The organism is Gluconobacter kondonii (assembly GCF_002723995.1).
In the GTDB taxonomy this organism is placed as follows: Bacteria; Pseudomonadota; Alphaproteobacteria; order Acetobacterales; family Acetobacteraceae; genus Gluconobacter; species Gluconobacter kondonii.
Window position 1 is genome coordinate 16,664 of sequence record NZ_BEWP01000016.1, and the last position, 17,416, is coordinate 34,079.

Annotated in this window: 18 protein-coding genes; 5 read left to right on the top strand and 13 right to left on the bottom strand. The window is 60.8% G+C overall.

The window, feature by feature from the left end:
- Window positions 1-88: 88 nt before the first annotated feature.
- From GKO01_RS12970 to GKO01_RS13030, 13 genes are all read right to left on the bottom strand, one after another.
- Window positions 89-652 carry a TetR/AcrR family transcriptional regulator gene (locus tag GKO01_RS12970; RefSeq protein WP_099287388.1) on the bottom strand — a complete coding sequence of 188 codons (564 nt, stop codon included), beginning with the start codon at window positions 650-652 and terminating at the stop codon, window positions 89-91.
- 112 nt (window positions 653-764) lie between these two features.
- Window positions 765-1,106 (bottom strand): carboxymuconolactone decarboxylase family protein, encoded by a 342-nt coding sequence (locus GKO01_RS12975; protein WP_086613900.1) that lies wholly within the window; start codon window positions 1,104-1,106, stop codon window positions 765-767.
- Window positions 1,107-1,133: 27 nt separating this feature from the next.
- Complete coding sequence (locus GKO01_RS12980) at window positions 1,134-1,928, bottom strand: SDR family NAD(P)-dependent oxidoreductase (RefSeq protein WP_086613901.1); 795 nt, start codon at window positions 1,926-1,928, stop codon at window positions 1,134-1,136.
- 144 nt (window positions 1,929-2,072) lie between these two features.
- Window positions 2,073-5,177: a secretion protein gene (locus GKO01_RS12985; RefSeq protein WP_099287389.1), complete on the bottom strand. Its 3,105-nt coding sequence runs from the start codon at window positions 5,175-5,177 to the stop codon at window positions 2,073-2,075.
- A gap of 13 nt (window positions 5,178-5,190) precedes the next feature.
- A complete protein-coding gene (locus GKO01_RS12990; protein ID WP_225198646.1) occupies window positions 5,191-5,670 on the bottom strand; it encodes a hypothetical protein in 480 nt (159 codons plus the stop codon).
- A gap of 174 nt (window positions 5,671-5,844) precedes the next feature.
- Window positions 5,845-6,276, bottom strand: coding sequence for a hypothetical protein (locus tag GKO01_RS12995; RefSeq protein WP_099287390.1), 432 nt, complete (start codon window positions 6,274-6,276; stop codon window positions 5,845-5,847).
- Window positions 6,277-6,379: 103 nt separating this feature from the next.
- A complete protein-coding gene (locus GKO01_RS13000) occupies window positions 6,380-6,913 on the bottom strand; it encodes a hypothetical protein (RefSeq protein ID WP_099287391.1) in 534 nt (177 codons plus the stop codon).
- Between the two features lie 10 nt (window positions 6,914-6,923).
- Entirely contained in the window at window positions 6,924-8,102 is a 1,179-nt protein-coding gene (locus GKO01_RS13005; RefSeq protein WP_099287392.1) for a hypothetical protein, read from the bottom strand.
- A gap of 67 nt (window positions 8,103-8,169) precedes the next feature.
- Window positions 8,170-9,456 (bottom strand): DotG/IcmE/VirB10 family protein, encoded by a 1,287-nt coding sequence (locus GKO01_RS13010; protein WP_099287393.1) that lies wholly within the window; start codon window positions 9,454-9,456, stop codon window positions 8,170-8,172.
- Complete coding sequence (locus tag GKO01_RS13015; protein ID WP_099287394.1) at window positions 9,453-10,430, bottom strand: DotH/IcmK family type IV secretion protein; 978 nt, start codon at window positions 10,428-10,430, stop codon at window positions 9,453-9,455. The genes GKO01_RS13010 and GKO01_RS13015 overlap by 4 nt, the downstream gene beginning before the upstream one ends.
- 11 nt (window positions 10,431-10,441) lie before the next feature.
- Window positions 10,442-11,071 carry a DotI/IcmL/TraM family protein gene (locus GKO01_RS13020; RefSeq protein WP_099287395.1) on the bottom strand — a complete coding sequence of 210 codons (630 nt, stop codon included), beginning with the start codon at window positions 11,069-11,071 and terminating at the stop codon, window positions 10,442-10,444.
- Window positions 11,072-11,198: 127 nt separating this feature from the next.
- On the bottom strand, window positions 11,199-12,242 hold the full coding sequence (locus GKO01_RS13025) for a hypothetical protein (RefSeq protein ID WP_099287396.1): 1,044 nt from the start codon (window positions 12,240-12,242) through the stop codon (window positions 11,199-11,201).
- A 98-nt stretch (window positions 12,243-12,340) separates the two neighbouring features.
- Window positions 12,341-13,117, bottom strand: a complete 777-nt coding sequence (locus tag GKO01_RS13030) for a helix-turn-helix domain-containing protein (protein WP_099287397.1) — start codon at window positions 13,115-13,117, stop codon at window positions 12,341-12,343.
- A gap of 163 nt (window positions 13,118-13,280) precedes the next feature.
- Here GKO01_RS13030 and GKO01_RS16345 point away from each other — a divergent pair, with 163 nt between their 5' ends.
- Genes GKO01_RS16345 through GKO01_RS13055 form a run of 5 tightly spaced genes read left to right on the top strand, consistent with a single transcriptional unit; the run spans window position 13,281 to window position 17,416 of the window.
- Window positions 13,281-13,697: a hypothetical protein gene (locus tag GKO01_RS16345; RefSeq protein WP_099287398.1), complete on the top strand. Its 417-nt coding sequence runs from the start codon at window positions 13,281-13,283 to the stop codon at window positions 13,695-13,697.
- A 54-nt stretch (window positions 13,698-13,751) separates the two neighbouring features.
- Window positions 13,752-14,138 (top strand): hypothetical protein, encoded by a 387-nt coding sequence (locus tag GKO01_RS13040; protein ID WP_099287399.1) that lies wholly within the window; start codon window positions 13,752-13,754, stop codon window positions 14,136-14,138.
- Entirely contained in the window at window positions 14,135-14,677 is a 543-nt protein-coding gene (locus GKO01_RS13045; RefSeq protein ID WP_099287400.1) for a hypothetical protein, read from the top strand. The genes GKO01_RS13040 and GKO01_RS13045 overlap by 4 nt, the downstream gene beginning before the upstream one ends.
- Entirely contained in the window at window positions 14,677-15,870 is a 1,194-nt protein-coding gene (locus GKO01_RS13050) for a hypothetical protein (RefSeq protein WP_099287401.1), read from the top strand. Before GKO01_RS13045 ends, GKO01_RS13050 begins: the two co-directional genes overlap by 1 nt.
- Before the next feature lies 1 nt (window position 15,871).
- Window positions 15,872-17,416 carry a chromosomal replication initiator protein DnaA gene (locus tag GKO01_RS13055; RefSeq protein WP_099287402.1) on the top strand — a complete coding sequence of 515 codons (1,545 nt, stop codon included), beginning with the start codon at window positions 15,872-15,874 and terminating at the stop codon, window positions 17,414-17,416.

Consider the following 17,416-nt stretch of genomic DNA (forward strand, 5'->3'; position numbering starts at 1 on the left):
CTACCGTCTGGTTGGTAGGTGGCACATTTAAATATAGAAACGCTGCGCTTGCCTGCAAGGGTTTGTCTAACAGCGTTGGCGGAACTGCTTACGATTCCTGAACTATGAGCTGGACGATGCGATCATCCGTCGGATCGCCGGCCTTGGTTGCCCAGTTGATGAAGCTGGACCCTTCCAGCAGGCTCAACAGGACGAAGGCTTTCTGCTTGGGGCCAGATCCGCGCGGGAATTCACCGCGTTCCATTCCCCGCTCCATGACAGCTTCAAGCCACTTCAATTGCATGTCGAAGAACCGGTGCGTGAGCTGCTGCAGGCCCAGCGGAAGCGCTGACATTTCGGCCGCCAGCGCGCCACACAAGGGCAACATCCCGCCGTCCGAACTGGCACGGAAAAGCCTGAAAAGTGCCTCCAACCGAGCGACAGCACCTTCATGCTGCTGTTCGATCTGGGCAAAGTCATCGCGCACCCGTTCGATGTATTCCTCGACGATGGCAGTCCCCAGGTCTTCCTTGGTCGGGAAATGGTGATGAATGCTTGGCTTCCGGATACCCACCGTCTCGGCGAGGTCTGCGTAGCTGAAGGCGGCATAGCCCTTTGTGCGCATCAGCGCCTCGGCGGTCTGCACCAGAGCATCACGTGTTCCAAGGGCCATAACGTCTCCTGACTACTTCGATTTACGAACAGACTACCTACCACAAGGTAGGTAGTCAACCGTTACTTTAAGAACCTGCGCTGGCATTCCTGGTCACGCAGCTCTGGCTCGATCACGCTTCCAGTTCCTCAAACGCCTCGAAGGCGCGGGAGGAGTACACGTAGGCGGCGCCGGCATTCAGCGCGATCGCAGTGCCCAGGGCAGCAGCCACCTCTTCCTTGCTGGCCCCGGCACGCTTGGCAGCGCCAGCGTGAGCGGCGATGCAGCCATCACAACGCGTGGTCACTGCCACCGCCAAGGAAATCAGCTCATGCGTCTTGGCGTCGAGCACGTTGCCTTCCCGCGTAGAGGTTTCCAGCTTGTGGAACGCGGACGCCACGGGAGCATTCACTTTGTTGAAGCGAGTGACGCGCTTGACCACCGCCGTCAGCTCTCCGAACCATTTCTTTTCCATTTCAGTCACCTATCTGGATTGAGGAAGTTATTTGCCGAGCTTGCGGGCAGCCATGACGCCGCCATCGACGTCCCAAACCGCGCCGGTGACCCACGAGGCCTTGTCCGACAGAAGGAAAATGACGGTTTCGGCTACATCCCGCGGCGTGCCATTGCGGCCCAGCGGATGGAAGGCATTGAATCCATCCAGCGCACTACCCAGCTGATCGCCCGGGATGAAGCGCTCGAAGATCTTGGTTTCCACCATCGCCGGGCTGACCGCGTTGACGCGGATACCGTGCTCGGCAAGTTCTGCGGCCACGTGCCTGGTCATGGCGTCCAGACCGATTTTCGCCATCGAATAGGCGGATGCCGGGACCGTTTCGATCGCCTGGCGGGCCGCCACGGCGGTTACGTTGACGATCGAACCGGGCTTCTTCCGGGCGACCAACGAGGCGGCCACCTGTTGGGTAATGAAGAACAGGGAGCGGTTGAGGTCGAGGAAGTTGTCGTAGTCCTCGGTGGAGTGCTCCAGGAATGCCTTCGGGTAGTAGATGCCGGCGGTGTTGACCAGCAAATCGATGTCGCCCTGCTCAGCGGCGAGCTTGGCCAGCAGCGAGTTCACGCTCGCCGCGTCAGACAGGTCCGAAGCGTAGGCTGCCGCCTTCTGCTCGCCGGCGATGGCGGCCAGCTCCTGGCGGGCCGTTTCGGCCTTCTCGGGGCGATTGCCGATTACCACGACGGCGCCACCTTGCGCGGCCACCATCCGGGCGACTTCAAAACCGATCCCGCTCGTGCCGCCGACAACCAGGAGCTTGCGGCCCTCAAATTGCTTGGTATCCATAAAAACGTCCTCTTGGGTAGTTGATCTACCGTCTAGTAGGTTTGGAATATGGGCGCGTTCTATGAGGTTGTCAAGCGGGGGTACGTAAAGTACACTTTCGTGTCGTGACCCCGAGATGTTGACTCTCCAGAAGACCACTTTGTTCTAAGCTGCGGCCCGTTGCTGTTCATCCATCGCTTCCAGGCGCTCATATAAGCCACCTGCAATGCCTTGGCCGGACAGGATCTCATCCACCAGCGCATCCATGACGCCCTGCTGTGCCTGCTCATCCTGAAGAAACGAGCTTTTCATCGCCAGGGCCTTGCGGCGTGCCAGCTCCTTTTCCGCACTCCCGCCTGGAAACACGATGGCAAGGCACCGCAAAGCGCGGCTTGAGGGCATCCGGGCAAAGAGACGCGACCGCAGAGCGGTATCGTTTGGCGTGCTGGAGAAGGCCCAGAGTTCGATGGGGCCGAGCACGTTGACCAAAAGCTGCTCGTATTTGCCCTCTGCCGCGTTCATCACCACGAAGAACGGCGCACCGTTGCGGCCTGGACCGGGCAGGCGGTTGCGCACCACATAGGCGCTGGCAGGCGTGAGCTTGAAGTTCTCGATCATCTCGTTGGCCTCGCGCTCGTCTCCGCATTTCAGGATCCAGCGGGCCGTGGACTGACCCACGAGATCAGCGCTGAAGTCGCCGCTGCGCTGGCTGATGAACGAGAGCTGCACATTGTGCTTACGGCCTTCACGAACGTCGCGGATCGCCTGCTTATCAACCTGCGGGGCCTCCTTGGGACGATGCCATTCTTCGAAATCGAGGCGCTTAATCGTCTCCTTCATCTCGGTGAAACGGCTGCGATGATACTCCCGCACGTTGTCCGGCATGACCGGGAGATCCGCATATTCCGGATGCAGGAAGAAGTTCCGGCCGATCAGGTAGCGGCCGAGCATATACATCAGGGCCGTCTGCCGGTTTGCACTCTCTGACCCCTGTGGCGCGACACGGGCCAGATCCAGCACGATGATCCGGGCCTCCCCCAGATCAAGCTGGGTCGGCTCGGAGAGCGTCGGATATTTCTTGATCGCCGCCATGATGTAGCGCTCGAACGCATCAATGAGCGTCTCGTGCGTGGGCAGGACGATCTTGGAATAGCGATTGAAGATTTCCGGCGCGCGGGCCGCTGCAATGAGATCCTGAAGAACCGGAACGGCATGACGTTGGGCAATCCCCGCCAGACGATGCTCGCCCGCACCGATCAGGGCCGTCACCACGTCACGCCACCAGGTCGGATCCGCGCTGTCGAGATCGCCTTCGGCCGCCGCGTGGTGCGGGAGCTGGAGGCCGAGGCGGTGGATAGCCTCATCCACCAGAGGCTCGATGCCCTCGCGGTAGTGCTTCGGATTGCCGCCTGCAACGCCCGTGCACTGACGATAGGCCTCCGCAATCACGTCGCCGACGAGCTGGTCCATGCCCTCGAACGGGTTGCCATCCAGCGGCGTGGCCAAGAGCGACACGAAGTTGTCGATGGCGACTTCTTCAAGCGGCAGCGGATATTCCAGGCCCACCTGAAGGTCGAAGATATTGACCTCAAAGCCGGGCGCCATCTGCATTTCCACGAAGATGGCCTCATGGGCACGATCCGGCCCGAGCGCGTTGCGGACCATTTCGATAAAGCCGAGAGACGCATGGCCGATGTCCAGCTTCGCCAGCAGCGGCAGCTTGACGCCATTGTTGCCCATGGCCGCAGAACTCAGGAGCAGGCCGAGAAGAATGGTGTTTCCGAGCACGGTCTTACCGCTGCCTGGAGGGGCGACGATGATATCCGCGATATGCTCACGTACACCGCCGCCAGTCGGATCGAACGGCCAGATCCCGCCATCGGGCTTACGAAAGAGGATGGAACCTTGCGGGAAGGGGGAGGCGCTTCGCATCCACGGCATCATGCCCATGGCATCCCCCAGAGGCGCCAGAGCCGGGGTGGCTGTGGAGCCCAGAGAGAGCACGGGAACCGACCCCATGGCGGCCTCAAGCGGATCGCCCGGAACACGGGTGGTCTTGCAGCCGCCCCAGCTTTCGAGGCCCTGGGACAGATCGGCCGCACGGCGACGCAGCAGCTTGTCTTCGCCGACCGGTGCCCAGGTGCTGGCGGTCATCCGCATCCGGACGGAATTATGGTTTTCCGTCTCACGCATACGCTTGATGGCCTGGAAAGCTCGCGTGATGTCTTTGTTACCCGGAAACATGCCGAGCATGGTGGCCCCTGTTTCCTTGATGGCGAACGCGGCTTTGCCACCGCCTTCGAGGATCATGGAACTGCGCCAGGGCAGACGCTTGCGGCCCAGAGTGTTGAGCAGTTCGGAGAAGGGGCGCGGATCCTCGGGGCCGAGAAGCATGTCCACGGGGGCATAGGTGTAGTCACCGACCGTCACGAGCTGGCCGCCCTGATTTTCGGCATCCGCGTTGAAAATCTGATCGCGCAGGGAGGGCCAGAGCAGGTTTTCGGTCTTTTTGCTCTGTTTTTCGTCATCCGGAAGACGCGGCATGACAGGATCGCCCACCAGCGTGGGCTTCCAGCCGCTTCCGGCCGTCTCGCGGTAGAGCGTTTCACGCGCCAGCGTGATGGATTCATCGGCCTGTAGCAGCGTTGTGGAGATGCCGAGATTGGACATGCTGTCCTGCACACGCGCCACAAACGCATCATGTCGGCCTGCCATGAGTTCGGAGCGCAGGGTAAAGCGCTGACCGCTCCCCGCTTTTGGCCACGCCTTGACCTGCTCTTTTCGTTCGGCCGCCACCTGCTTCTTTTCTTCGCGGGTCAGAACGGCCGGTCGGGTCCACAGGATGTAGCAGGCATCCTCCCACCGCATCACCTGAGGCCACCGCAGGCGGCGCTCATTGATGATGTCGTGGAAGTCGGCGTTCATCATGCGTGAAATCTGCTCGCATCCGTTGAGCGCGAGCAGATCCACGGCAACGCGGGCCTGATCCGGATCGGAGATATACCAGCCTTCGATCGCATGGCCGGTGCCTTCGAGCAGACCCTGAAGTTCGATGCGCTGCTGTTCGGCGACGGCCTCCACGTCTGCACGCGAGCACATGGTGCGCAGACCATTCACGCGCAGAACAGAGACATACTCGCCCCGGAGTGTCACGAGCCGGTCCTGATGGACGGCGTCCGTATGATTGGTCTCGACGTCGCAAAAGGATTCGAGGGGCTGACGAAGAAAGAGGCTCGCGCTGGCAAGCAGTTCGGTCAAAAAGCCAGACATTGGAAACTCCGCGTCAGGATGGGGTGAGGGCAAGGGCCTTGTCGAGGAAGGCCGGGTAAACGTCAGCGCCAGCGTCAAGCAGCCTGCCGGTTGGCAGAATGCGCAGGCCTGCGCGGAGGAGAGCGAGATTGCGTTGGACGGCCTCATCGGCGCTGCCACACAGGCGCATGGCCGTTGTGATCTGACGGATGGAGCCGGATTGCAGGCGATGCTCGGCTTCCGCACGTCTGGATTCCAGCAGACGCAGGAGCGTCATGGGCGTCCGGAAAGAGGGGGAAAACTGCGTGCCGAGCAGAGGGTCCGGAATGGCCTTCAGGACGGTGTTCCAGAACTGGCTGTCAGACTGACCCTGTTGTCTGGCCATCAGGCGGAGCGTCTGGTGGGCCGTGCGAACAAGAAACATCAGGCGCGACTGAGACATTTCCGGCCACCAGACCAGCATGGCCTCGGCGTCGATGGCCGCACGCGATGTGTCCTGCAGGAGATTGCACACCTGGCAGACCCTGAGACCGGCCCCCGAGGAGGGACCAGTCCAGGGAAGACCTGCCCCGGGCGACGGCAAACCGCAGCACGAGCAGGTGAACGAGCCATCCGACCCGTCTTTCCCGGGCCGGATCTCCTGGTCGAGACCAGGCTGGAGGAAGAACGGATCGGAGGTCATGTCAGCTTACTGGAACTGGTAGCTCTTGGCGGTATTGCTGATTTCAGCATTCCCGTTGGAGGCCGTGTTCGCAGAGTTGTTGATCCACTTCGGACCTGTAGCCGCCACACCGGCCAGAACGAAGCAGACGACGCCGGCAATCGCCATGCCCGGGCGCTTGGTCTCTTCTTTCTGGGATTTGTAGAACAGCACGATACCCGTCACGAGCGCGACAATGGCCAGTGCGTAGAGGGCTGCGGCAGAGCCGACACCGATGGTGTCCGTGCCTTCCTGCGCCATGTTCTGGATCTGCTTGCCAAGACCGTTGCTGGAGGCCGTACCACCTGCGGCAGCAAGGGCGGTGCCAGCCATCACCATCGGCAGCATGGTTGCTGTCGCGACGGTCGCGCCGATCTTGGTGAGAGCGCTGGAAGAAGACGGGGCTGTCTGGGATGTCATGAGTTGTTTCTCCGTTGTGAGGGACAATCCCCTCTGCCAACCAATCTGACCGCGTGATCTGCGACTGAGGCGGGCGAGGGGTGTTTTTTTTCGTCAGCCCGTTTCAGGGCCAGAAAGAAAGGATCCAGGTGGCGTCCTTGACGGGATTGAGGAGCATGACGCCAAAGACGTACTGGATGCCGCAGCCAAGGCGCTCCCGGTTTGAACGGCCTCTTTGGATGGCAAACCAGGTCAGGACGGCGAAGAAGCACGTCCATGCGCCGAACATCTGAAAGAACAGGGCAAAGTCTTTGACGATCGCGAGGATCGCGTCCTTGGGGCCGGTACCGGTGATCAGGCTGTCCGCCGTGCTGTAACTGGTCGCCGCGTCGCCCAGAGTGACCTGCACGTCGGTTCCGGCCGAGGCCGTGCTCTTGGTGAGGATGACGTTGAACGACGCGAAGACACCGCACAGGACAAGCGCCAGATAGGGCAGCCACGGCTTGTCCTGCAGGGCCTGAATGGTCGGGTGGTAATACTGATAGATCCCGACCAGACTGAAGATCAGGCAGCTCACGGCCGCCGCGTAGCAGGCCGTGGGCAGAAGCCAGCCCATGGCAACGGCGATTTCATGGACGAGATTGACAAGGCCTTCCATGCTGGCCTCCTCAGTTCAGGTCGCCATGAGCCGTGTGCAGAACCCAGGTGGCGCCCTGCTGGCTGATGGTCAGGACGGCGCCGTAACCGGGAATGACGGTGCCAACGCCGACCTCGAACTGACGGGCCTGTCCGCTTGGGGCCGCGCTGTCTTCGATCATGGCGAGTTGTGGTGAGGCCGCAACGATCCGGTAGTGATGGATCCAGGCAGGCTTTGGAGCCGGGCCGGCCACGGCGGCCGGAGCGGGTGGAGCGTTCGAAGACGTCGGGGCCGCAGCCGCAGGCCTGTTCATGGCAGCACTCAAGGCCGCACGCGCCTTTTCGGCAGCCGCATGGGCCTGGGCGGCCTCATCGGCACCGGGATTTTCTGCGCCTGTCACGGCATGGTTGGCTTCGACCAGAGAGATGCGGCGCGTCAGATCGTTCAGGCGGTCTTCTTCAGCTTTGCGCTGTCCGGCCAGAGACTGGCGCAGGTCTTCAACTTCGCCACGCTCGCGTTCAATCACGCGGGCCTCAGCCGTGACGAGCTGAAGCACGTCGATCTGCTGCTGGGTCGCCATGGGCGCGGCCTGGAGGGTCTGCGCTGTCTTGACCGGATCGGCAGGAGGTGTGGGCGGAGCAACGACCGGGGCGTCAGTCTGGGCTGGCGCAGACTGCGATGCGGCTGACGGCGTGGCAACGGCGGCCGCAGGAGGCGCTTTCGGGGCGGTCGCAGAGGCGGGCGGGTTCGCCGCAGCTTTCGGGTGGCCGAGGGTCTGCATTTCCGCAAGATCGGCGGTTGCAGGAGGGGCCGCCACCGGAGCTGGTTCGGGGGCCTGAGCCACGGGCGGTGCCGACTGATCCATGCCGACCTCCTGACCAGGCGCAGAGACAGTGCGATGGTGGTGCCCGCTGGCCGCCAGAATCCCCACGAGCAGGACGCCGCAGATCCCGAGACCCGAACCGCCGTAGAGCTTCTGGCGGGGTGTCAGTGCCTCGTAGCGCGAGATCAGGGGCGTGAGAAAAGAAGGGGAGCCGGATGATGCCGGTTCGACCGTGTGACTGTCAGCGTGGGCCGTTGGGTCGGCTTCGTGACCGTCCAGATCGTCCGCCACGGTGTCGTGCTGAGAAGGCAGCGGGGGAGCGGCCGACGCGGGCTCCATCCGACGCGGAGTGGTTTCGGTGTTCAGGTGATGAACTGTGGAACTCATAAAAAAGATCCTTCTGGCTGAGACTGCCAGAAGGATCGGGGAACGATCTGCGACTGAGTGCGGAAATTCAGGGCTTATCGACAACGGGATCCATGAACATGACGCCGACATTCACATTGGCGGCCAGAATGATCCGCGAGCGGGTTGGCGTGTCCTGTGTGAGGGCGCTGTTGACGGCCGAGGCGGCACTTCCTGCGGCGACGCCGAGCTGCTGGCCCATGTTCAGACGCTGGATATAGTTCATGCCGCCAAGGGCGCTGTAGCTGCCCGTGACATTGGACGTGGTTTCGATGGCCTGACCGAGGCCTTGCACGAATGCAGCCGCTGCTGGCATGACGAACCGCTGGAAAATCAGGGGATCGACGCTGGAGGCGACACCCTGCTTCATGGTGTCGGGCGCCATCACCACACCGTTCGTTGCCAGATTGCGGCCCTGATGAATGATCTTGTTGACCTGCACGACCAGGAGCTGCTCGTTTCCGGGTGCCCCTGCGACAGTCGCAATCATGCGGTCGCCGGCGATGGGACCGCTATCGGCCTCAAGCACGATCTGACCGGACAGGTCGCTGTCCGTTGCGGTGACGGTATGGGCATAGATCCCGCGACCGGCTGGGATCAGGGCGGGTGGAGCCGCTGGATTATGTGAAGCGGTTGCCGCTACGGATGCACCTGCTGCACCACGCGAGGCACCTGTCTTCTCGGCCTGAGGCTGACTCTCCCCTTCTGGTATGAAAACCGCCTCCTGAAGAGCCGACACAGGGGGGCGGGCCTGAAGGCCGCTTTCGATACGCGCGATCTCGGCGACGTATCGGGCACGGCGCTTTTCACGCTCCTGCTGCTCGGCCTGGGACGTTTCGCCGCTTCCTGAAGCGGAGTAGGCTGGATCTGTCTGGATAAGCGGTGCTTGCGGGGCGCTGTCAATATGGGGCGGCTTGGGAGGCGGTGCTGGAGGCGTAATCGGGGCGCTGTATCCGACTTCCTGCGGCTGCGGGGCCTCCGCCTCATGAGGAAGTACAGCATCCGCCCGTTGTCCGTTATTCCCTCGGGCGACGGCCGGGGCGAGATCGGGGGTGTAGGATTTTCCTTCCCCTTCCGATTTTTGCGCGTCCTCGGCGTTTTGCATCTGACGCAGACGATCCTGTTCCGGATTGGTGTTGGTTCCAGCGGGCAGAGCGTTCATATCCGCGATCTGACCCGGATTGGACTTGGGCATCTGCTTGGTTTCATGATGTGAGACGGCGAGCACTAGCGCGAGAACCCCGGCAGCCGAGGCTCCGAGCAGAACCAAACGTCGATTTCCTCCGCGTGTTGCGCTCGACAGGACGGATTTGAACTTGGGAGGTTTCGGGATCATGGCGTCATGTCCTTGAGAGACGCGGACACGGTCCGACCGGAATCCGACAGGAGAATATAGGGGGTCTGGCGGAAGGCGTAGAGGGTGTAACCGTCTTCACCACGCTCAGAACTGTCCCAGGCAGGCGTCATGAGCGCCAGGCGCGTGCGGATGTAGAGTTCATTCCCCATCCTCCACGCCCGCACGTCATCAGGGGAGAGTCCTTCGACGCTCTGGGGCACGGCAGAGGCCGGAGCGATCCCCGAGAGCATGGCGTTCATGAAGGGCTCTGCCGTGCCAGGGGCGGTTTCCGGTCCCATTTCCTGTTTGGCGTTAGGGCCGTCTTCGTTCACGCGCACTGTCAGGTTGTCGTCATAGGTGCCTCGACCGGCCAGAAGCAGGAACGAGATCGGCTTGATGGCGCCTTTGAGCGTGACGAGCAGGCCACCACGCGGAGACAGCGACAGTGGCTCGATATTGATGGTGTTGCTGCCAGCATAGGGAACGCAGGTGTAAAAACCCGTAGTCTGCACGGCAGGCGATCCCCCTTTGCCCCCGTCAGACGAGCAGTTCTTCAGACCATCCGGATTGGCAGACGTGCTGGTCGTGTTCCACGCGATCGGCCAGGGTGCTCCGGAGCGGTCCACGAACGAGACGGCGGTGGGATAGCCTTTGGTCGTGAAAATCAGCGATGTCTGCTGACCGGGTGCGAAAGACACGCGAATGGCCGGGCGGCTGGTCGGAGCCGCGACTTCCGTAGCGACATCCTCACGCGCCTTCTGGTTCTCTTTGAGACGGTTGCCGAGACGACGGATCATCTCCGGCGTCAGGGGGATGGCTTCATCTTCGGCGGCCTGCTGATCCTGTTGCTCGGCAGAGAGAGGGGGAGACGCTGGTGGGGTCTCCGGACCAGGGGCGGCCGACTGTGCCAGCGCGGTGAAGGGCATGAAGCCCATGAGACCAAGAAGGGCTAACGAAAAGGAATGGGTTTTCATGGCACGGATCCTCACTGCGGGCTGGCCACAAGCTGGGTGATGGCAATGCCGTCAGGGTGATCAGCGTCATCGACACGCTCGACATGCACGGTTGCAATCAGGGTTTGCGAACTCTGCTGATTGACGTTTTCGCAGGTCTGAACGAAAGGAAACTGTACGACGTAGTGGTGATGACCGTTGACCATGCTTTGCTGGCGAATGGTGGCCGCACGTGTTGGCTGTGCGTAGCAGAGCAGCTTGGCTTCCTTCATTTTCGCCAGATTGCCGTCCTGGACGAAGGACTGCGCGAACGTATTCCAGCCATTGATGGTGAAATGTGAGCCTGCTGCGTTAAGCTGCGACGGATAATCCCGGTAATTGATGTTGTACGGCTTGAGCGACCACTTGATGACCCACGACAGGAAATCTTCCTGACTGAGGATCGGGCTGTTCAGCGCGATAGCTGGACGAGGTGCGTTGATCCCGTCCACGAAGAAATACTTCGGGTGAGGATGATACGACCAGGCACGGGCCAGAAGAACGGCCAGTACAACGACGACAGCCGCGAGGGCGATGGACGTCTGCAAGGAACGCTCAACGATCTTTCCCTGAAAATCAGGATCGGTCAGACGTCGGCTCAGGGATCCCGAGGAGCGGCTCATGGCGCGGTATCTCCGTGGAACGACAGCGGGGCTGCGGATGGCATTTCAAACCTCATGATGACTGTGTCATCGTCACCGTGACCCGTTGATCTGCGACTGAAGCTGAAAAAATGGAGAAATTTGCGGATTAATCGCCCGAGCGCATGACGGCGGTCTGCTGGTGCAAGCGGCTGATACGGCGGCCGTTACGGCGGGTGGTCCAGAAATAGAACCCGGCCTTACCGAGGCATTCGCGGCGCACGTAATCCATCTTCTTCAGATAGACCTCATACAGGTCCGGATCGAACGTGTTGCGCATGTCTTTCTTGGAGCGGCGCGGCAGATGGAGCCATCCGGACTGACTGACGATGGTGCGATCGGTCAGGAGAAAGTCCTCGGCCACTGCGTCAGGAGACTGGTGGGCAAAATGCCGCATGGCCAGCTCGTGCTGCATTTCCACGGACCAGCGCGTGGTGCAGGCATTCCGGCTGAAGCCGATGATCAGCCCGGTTGGTGAGTTCCGGACCTGCCATCTGCGGCCCCGACGCTCTTCTGGCGTCAGGCGTGACGCCTGTTCCCAGGTCAGGACGACGGATGGGTCGGCCGGAATGGCGCAAGAGTCAGCACCTGGGCGGAGGCTGACGAGCTTTCGTTGCAGGCTGCGGACACTGCGGCCCATCTGTTTGGCAATGCGCTGGAGCCCGATGCGACGCTCACGGTGAGCCAGAAGAGTGGCAACGTCGGCGTCCGTCCAGACCACCTCGGCATAGCGTTCCCGCGCGGGCAAGCCGAGGGCAGCGCGCTTCTTGCGAACGGCCATGACTGTGCGGTCAAGACGCTTTGCTATGGCGGGAAGGTCTTCGCCCTCGGCCCATGCGCGGCTCAACCGGTTGATGTCGAGAAGAGACCATGCCCGAGGCCCATTTCTGAGCGGGGTGCGCTTGAGAGGAAGTCCTTCCTCTCGCGCAATGGCTTCAATCTCCAGGCGGCTTATGAAAAGTGCGGCCGCGATGTGTGCAGCATTTACGCCCTTGGTCGCCATCGTGATGACGAGCGTTCTGATTTCCTCAGGAGCTTTCCCAAGGGAAATCGGGGAATGCGTATTGCTGCGTTCTACGAGTGACGGTTGGAAAAGCCCACCTGCTACGACGCCGGAAGCCGGAAGTGGGGAGCAGCGGGTGTGTGCAAACATCGTCGGAAGTCCCTATCGCGTTTCAACGTGTAAGGTCTTATCCGACGATAGATCATCCGTTTCAAGTCTTATTACAAGAAACGATGAAAAGTTTTTCGTTAGTTCACCTGCTTCTGAACGGCTGCGCCTAATGCGATGAAGCTATCGTTAAAAAATTCCACCTGCTCGCGGACGCTCTGAATGTTGCTGTAGAGCCCAAGCGTGCGGAGAGAATTGAAAATGTCTTTTTGGTTGGGGAGGCCAGGGAATAGATCGGCTGTAGCGACCTTCAAGGCCGCTGCGATCCGTCGAAGAGACTCGATTGAGGGCTTTCTCAGGCCGATTTCGATTAGTTGCATTGCGGGCGTCTGGTGTCCGCTAGCCGCCCCCAACTCAGAGACACTCAACCCGCGGGCAAGTCTAATATCTCTGATTCGTTCACCAAGCTGCCTCACAACTGGTTCTCGTGGGTCAGTTTCTGACGAGGTGGCATTCTTGCTTTCGGCCACGTCATGCTCGCGTGCTAAATGGAGCTTATGTATCAGATTAGATAAAGATGTAGACGATTTTTGGAAGGCACTGACCAGGTCTAGGTACTTCTGTGTATCCTCTTCGCTTATTTTAACTTCGATCGCCAGTATATCGTGATCATCAGGTGGAAGTATTTCAGTAGGAGGCGTCTTAAGGGCTAGAAGTATCTTATGCAGGGTAACATAAGACACATTTTTACCTCTCTCGATATTTGAAATAGTCCCGACGGCCAAATCTGTTACGAAACAAATATTTACGACATTCATTCCCTTGCCTTCCCGGACATCCTTAATTCGCTGTCCTAGGTCCACCAGGTATTCATCAGATTGGCCGTCACTTACCTGCGTCTCTGTTTTCTTGTTCATGGCTAGTTCTCTCTCTCGGCAGGCTTACGCACCGGACTTCGGGTCCGGATACTGCAAAATACCCACGAGAGCGCCCCTGACAACTGAGTTCGAATTTAACATTTCTCCTCAGTCGCATGTCGATCTGCGATTTAGAATATTAAGTTACTTCAGGAGAAACCGAATGTTTGTAATGCTGCCCCCCGCCCATGTGCAGCCCGCTCCAGAGATGCCCAAAGCAATACTGACGGAAGCGGCCTTCGAGATCAGTCACGCCCCCCCGCCCCTTCCTTCGGCAGCCCCTTCGGGGCCGGTCTCTCTTGCACCTCCCGGAGAACCATCCGTGCAGACGGATCCGCCGAAGGTGGTTCATCACTTCCGCATGACGTCCGGCTATGGCCATCAGGTGCCACTCTCGTTTGCGATCAGGCAGATCGTGCCATCAGGTGTGCGTGTCACCTACGGTGCGGGCGTTGATCCAGGCGAGGCCGTTGACTGGCAGGGCGGTCGGGAATGGAACAAGGTTCTGGCCACAACGGTCAGCCCGCTCGGCGAGCGTATCGAGGTCGGACGCGCACACGTCACTATTTTGAAGAAATAAGCGTTAGTCGCAGATCGAGCTGCTTTTCTCCTGGTACTTACCCAGGAGAGAGGCATGTCACCAGACGATCCAACACCGCACAGGGACACCCCGCAGAGTTCTCTGGCCCCTAACCTTGCTCTTGCACGGCACAATCTACTTGAGCATTTCCGTGTCCGGAATGGACACACTTCCGGCACGGGCGGGGCGATCATCGCCTCTCTGGCCGACCTCCTTGTGTCTTTACCGAATGAGGAGCGACGGACCTTTGTTGCCGAAGTGGTCTCGACCGTCAGAGGCGGAGAGGATCTTGTAGCATCTGCGGTCTCCAGCCGTGCTGAACTGGTCGCATGGACAGACAGTCAGAAAAGGGCAGAGCTGTCCGCGCGGGTCTTTTCTGAAGATCGTCTCGCGCTTCTGCGCGACCTTCTCGATCCTGAAGCAGAAAGGGCGGCCGAATGAAACGGACATCCTTTCTTTTCGTGGCCGCTGTTTTGTCGGTCCCTTTGAGCGCATCTGCTGCGACACAGGGTAGCCAGGCCTGCGCCACCCTCACTCAGGCGGCAGCGGACGCCGTAAACGGGCGCATCAAAGCTAACAATGCTTATGAGAAGCAGCCTGAAAGTGTCAGTGGTCTCTCCTGTCTGGACAAGTTTTTCAATGGCACGGGCCTCAATCTCCTGACGAACATTGCGAACCCGGCAGCGCTGATTAATGACGTTGTCGGGCAGGTCGAAGGAGAAATCTGCTCGGCCGCCCAGAACGAGTGGGACAATACCGTCGGGGCGGCCCAGCAATGCGGCCTGAGCCTGAACGGTGTGAATGTCGGCCTTGGTCTGTCAGGCGGAGGCGGCATGATGTGTCCCTCCCTGAACTTTGGCGGCAGCGGCCCCCAGCTCGCGGCCGGGAGCCTCGGGAACGGCGATTCAAACGGGTATGTCCGGGGTGAGCCACGTCTGCCGACCGGCTACACCAGCACCTCTCTGGATGGGGTATTCTGATGAAGATCCGCCTCAGTCCAATAATCGCAACGATGCTTCTCTGCACGACCGTGCTGGTCGCGATGCCGAAGCCTGCAAATGCGTTCATCGGTGAAGCGGCGGTCGTCGCGGCCATCAGCGCCCTGCAGAAATTCACGGGCTCCGCGCTGTCGTCGATGACCAAGACGCTGACGTCTCAGTTGAACAATTCGATGGATAGCCTGACGAACCCCAATTCCGTCAGCTCCATGCTGAACAAGGGGTTCACACAGCTCAGCAACTACGAAAAGGCGGGTGTTGCCGCCGAGCAGCGTATTGCGGATGCGTCCAATACAGCGATGGCGGAGTTCGCTCGCCGCCAGCAGGATACGACGATCCGCGACGAGCATATGATGAACCCGGAGTTCTGCACGGGGATTGACGGGGCGCAGGCCACCCAGGGCGCGTCTCAGTCGGCCAGAACGGCAACCCGCGCGATTGCGACGATTACGGACAGTCGTGGAGAGGCCGACGCCGGAACGCCGTCTTACTATGGCAAGGGCCAGGGCGTGGCATCGAGCATGGCGTTGCACGGGCGGCGGTATTGCTCGCAGGAAGACGTCACAGCCGGTCTCTGCTCGGCTCTTTCCCGTCTGCCCAATGCTGACCAGCGGGCCATTTCCCTGTTCGGGCAGGACACCCTGTCGGCTGACGGCGGTGTGGACGCCGCCAACGATTACAGCACCACACTCATCCAGCCTGTAGCACCGGCCGCATTGCGCGGCGAGCAGCTTACGTCCACGTCCGGACGTGAGGCCGCGTTGCGTCGTCGCGCCTACAACGCCCGTATGTCGCTCTCGCGGTATGTGATGAATTTCATCACCTCGCTGGAGATCCCGTCGATCAACCTGACGGACGTGCAGAAAACCGAGATGCAGGCCGAGGGCATGACCGTCGCGGATCAGGCCTCGTGGCTGACGTCGATGAGCCTTGAGGTCAATCGCCGTGTCTCTGGCGTGACCTGGAACAAGAACCTTCAGCAGATGCCGCCCGCCACAGTCATGCGTGAGCTGGCGATCGAGCAGGCGCAGGCCAACTACCTCGCCCTGCAGACTTACCGTCTCGGCCTCTTCCAGTCTTCGCTCGCCGCAACGCAAGTGGCGCAGCACGAGGAGGAAAGCGAGGCCAAGAGACTTGCCCCCATCCCATCCCCTAACGTCAATCCCGGAGGCTGACATGGCCCAGAACGATACGCAGATCCCTGCCCTCGCGGACGTCTTCCAGAGCCTGGAGCGTGTGCGGCCCCAACTTGAGAAGGATGCGCCCCAACTGGCCGGGCAGATCACCCTGCTTGCCCAGAAGCATCAGGATCCGGACCTTGCGGCCAATGAGCGGTTTCGGACCAACGTGGCCTATGTGCTTCAGGACGCCGAGCGTCTGGTCGGACCGGTTCTGCCGCAGGAGAATGGGTTGCGCGAGGAAATGACACAGCGCGCCATGATCGTACCGGGCCTGACGTCAGAAACCCTCAAAGACTTTATGAAACAGACGCCAGACCTCATGGAACAGCGGCTGGTGGACACGGTGCGCTCCGTCTCGGAGCGGGTCGCCTCCATGGGTGCCGACCAGCAGGGCAATCCGGAGATTGATGAGGTTCTCCACTCTCTGTCGGACCGCGTTGCCAATGCCGCACGGTTCTCAACGCACGACCCCGACGCGCAGGCCGTTACACAGGACGAACAGGTAGACGTCAGACCCGTGGAACCGGCCTCCGAGTTTGATGGCAGCCCTGAGCCACCACCTTTCGATGATATTCCGGACGCCCCTGAGCCAGAGGATAGTGAGGATCCACGCGTGCAAGAGGGTGAAACCCCAACTCATCCGTCGGGAGAGAACGCTGATCCACGGATGCACGCTTCTCCTGGCGGCGGGGAGCCGGGAGCAGACCAGCCACAGGCCCAACGCCCTGAGCGACCGGTAAACGCTGGCGCAACCGAGAACAAGAAGGCAGCACGAGAGGCATCGAGCAAAGCTGATACCGGAGCTAAAGCGCAGAATGGACCTGGGCCGGCGAAGGAGGAGGCGAAAACCCCTGAACAGGAAGCCGATGAGAAGGTCGTTTATCAGGTGCGCGGCCCGGGTCTCTTTACCCGTCTCGCACAGGCCATCCGTCCTGAGGTCGTGCAGCAGACCGCCACGCCCGGGTCTAACTGGATGGCCAAGGCCCAGACGATGAATGCGGCCCACGGGCAGCAGGCCGACGCCAACCATCTGGATCAGACCGAGGCTCTCGGCCTGAAGGCGCAGAGCGCTCTGGAAGCCGTGCAGAATACTCCGGCGTCTTCGGTCATGCGGGAAATCGCTGAGGCCGCGAAATCCGAACCAAACGGCATGGATGGTGTGTTGAGCGAAATGCGGCCGGGAGGTCGGCATGAAGGCCTCCAATCGCGATTTCAAGCCGAGCGGAGCACCAATCAGGCGTTCGCAGCGCAACTGAAGGAAGCGGGTGAAGCGGTTGCGGCCTACGGCGCTCATCGTGAGAAAGCTGCCGATATTGGGGTGCAGCGAGGAACAGAGGCTCAGGTCGAGCAGCGCTTCAACGGCCTGGACAGCAAGATTGGCGAACTCGCCAAGGGGGTGCCGGGAAAGGAAGCCGGGACGAGCATGGTCGAAGATCTCTCCGAGAAGGCCCGTGAGCTGGTGAAAAAGGCGGTTGAGGCCGTCGCCTCTGTTTTCCGGCCGTCCCCTTCTGCGTCAGCCAGTGCAAGTCCGGGACTATAA